Origin of the sequence: Marinomonas lutimaris (genome assembly GCF_019426345.1) — a bacterium.
GTDB classification, from domain to species: domain Bacteria; phylum Pseudomonadota; class Gammaproteobacteria; order Pseudomonadales; family Marinomonadaceae; genus Marinomonas; species Marinomonas lutimaris.
Map to the genome: position 1 here is coordinate 1 of NZ_JAHLLW010000044.1, position 2,947 is coordinate 2,947.

At 40.2% G+C, this 2,947-nt stretch carries 1 protein-coding gene; it reads right to left on the reverse strand.

The features are described 5' to 3' along the window. Nucleotides 1-142: 142 nt before the first annotated feature. Complete coding sequence (locus KPL72_RS20950) at nucleotides 143-2,827, reverse strand: DEAD/DEAH box helicase family protein (protein WP_219704339.1); 2,685 nt, start codon at nucleotides 2,825-2,827, stop codon at nucleotides 143-145. Nucleotides 2,828-2,947: the final 120 nt, after the last annotated feature.

Consider the following 2,947-nt stretch of genomic DNA (forward strand, 5'->3'; position numbering starts at 1 on the left):
ACAGCCGAAGGAAATCGAGTTGGGAATAGGAACGCTTTTGATTCGGTTGCGAGTTGAATCAGCGATGGGCCTAGGCTGACTTGGCCTTTCTGGAAAATAGGCTTGCTCTCGAATCCGATAGAAGCCTCGTTTTCTAGCTCTTTTATTGCCATCTATCTTGTCTTTTCACTTCATCTTTGAAGGTCGAGGAAAAAGCTTTCATTTTTGCTTTCAAAAGCCTCCTTCGACCTTCTTCTGTTCGCGTATAAACCAGTTCTGACAAGCTTACATTTTTTTGCCAAGCTCTATAAAACAGTTGGGCAAGATTTTTCTTAACAGCGAACCTCATCGGTACGGCATGGTAATCATCTCTTGATGTACCTAAAAACTTACCTTCTCTAAGTATTAGATACCTTGGATTATCAATAGGCGCAAGTATTTCGGCCAAACAATCTGAAAAAATAGAGGACTCATAAAAGCTACAGCCTGATACCGACAAATAAAATGAACCGTCTTCTAACTTCATCACATTCAACGACATCTTTCTAATCGAAGTATCTATAAAGCCAGCCTCGCATAACGCTTCAAGCAACGCTGTACCAATTCTTTTTAGTGCACCATCAACAGGAAGATACAAAAATAGAGTTTTCATAACCGTCAACGTTTGGGGAAGCTTATAAATTAGCCCACCACCTATTCCTATTAAAAAAATTAATAACATAGAAGAAGGATGCCTCAAAGAGACGTAGAAACTGCCAACCATAATACCACTTAACATGACAGCCAATTGTAGTAACAAATAAGTAAAGCTATGCCTTAATAACAACCCTCTCAAATTAGGGATTTTATTGGTTTTTACAGAGGGAATAACCCTAGTTGAACGATCTAATGCAAGGGCTTTTTTCCAACGATCTGTAATGTGTCCAATATTTCGATAACGACGTAACATTTGTCGATTATTACGACGAATAGGGGCGGTTTTATTGAAAACATTATTAGACTTAATACCAGTAGCTTTCATACGGTCAAAACCGCTCTCTATGGTCAGCTCTTTTTCAGAAAGCCCCACAAAAGTCTGAAACCGGGTTACCAAACTAAGAGCATCACTCCACCCTGTATAAGTCTCAGCATTTATAGCAACCAAGTGCCAGATACTACTCACTTTATCTTTATGCTTTGAATTAACTCTAATAGCCCGACCGCGCATTTGATTGGTTAACATAAAAGAGCCAACCGAACTGGCTAAGATAAGTGAATTAACCGCAGGAGCATCCCAGCCTTCGCCCAGTAGGGATCGAGTGCCTACAAGGACTTTTATATCTCCTTCCATCAACAATTCGGTAAATGCAGAAGTAAGCTGATTTAGAGGCGCTGTCACCTTTTGATATTGCCCCTTATTGCCAATGGGTTCAGACTTAACGTGATTGGTTTTCATGCGACTAATCAATAACGGCAACTTGCTCGTTGGAATAATACTGATTCTGCCAGTCAGTAAGGCTATTTGATCCGATATCGTAGATGTTGAGGTTAGGTTTTTAAAAATAGGCCATGCACCTAAATTAACGTCTCCAGTCTCTAATCCAGAAGCGAGCGCTTCGTCCCGAATAAAATCGGTTAAGACAACTTGTCTTAGCTTATCGCCTCTCTGTTTGTACTCAAGCCGATGAATGGTTCCACACGCCACTATCTTGGAAGCACTTAATGAAAGCGATCGGTCAATACGTCGCGAGCACTCTAAAGACAACTCTCGCTTGTGCAATAACTCACTGGCCTTAAGCTGTTTTTTTAAATGCTCGATGAATTGCTGGTGTGAATCTGTATGTTGAGTTGTTTTTGAAAAAAGAATAATTTCTATTAATATTTGCCACCAATGGCGTCCTAACATAGGAATATCATTAACCTTCATATCCAACAACACCATCAGACTACCACCAATAGATAGAGACTTCGCTCTGACAAAAGACAGCAGTGCAATCGCAATTTGAGGATCTTTTATAATATCGGCCTCTATCTTGTCTGAGCGATGTAACCAAGGATGAGATAAAACAATCGTCTCAAACTCATTACTCTCAAATAACGTATTACAAAGCATTGAGACTCTTTCATCATATTCTTTGATTTGTTCTTTTTCCGAGGTAGTCGCATCACATGCCCATATAAAGTCTTGATGCGCACACAATGTCCCAGCCTTTACCAATTCAGGTACGGATATTTCTTCATCAATCGGGCCACAGAGCTGCTCATATCTAATCCATTCACTGTTTTGCGAATCATAAGGTGGTGTCGCAGTTAGCGATACTAAAATGATATCCGGAAAGTATTCACACACCTTTTCTAACGCTCGCCACCATTCAGACCTAAGATGATGCGCTTCATCAAGGATAAGCACTTGGATCTTGTGCGCCTCAATCATCTTGATAAAGCTATTTACATCCTTGTCTCCTAACGCTTTATCAAGATCATCGCCTTCCTCTTCATTAACACTGAGCTCTTCGGCAAATTTTGAATGCAAAGCTTGATAGGTAATAGACGTTAATATTTTAGGATCATGTATCGAATTACTTACCCACTCAAGCTGTAAGCAATCTAACTCGGTATCATCTTCGCTTCGGACAAAATCTTTGATCCTATCAATCCATTGATCCCTAATCACTCTCGTCGGTGAAAGCACTAAAGCAGGCTTTGCCAAAATCCGAAAGGTCTCTAACCCTAATGTTGTTTTACCAGCACCTGGAGCCGCAACAATATGAAGTCGCTTGTCATCAAGATGTTCTTTAATCGCATTAAGAACTCGTGCCTGATAAGGACGCCAAGAATGTCTAAATTCCATGTATTCGAATGGTTTCACGGTATTCCTTTACGAAAGTTTCTAGGGTTCAAATTTAAACGATTTATAATGAAAGACCCTCTCCACACATATAGCCGAGTGCGCATCATTGGCGGCATAAAGAATCTGGTTTTCTTTCAG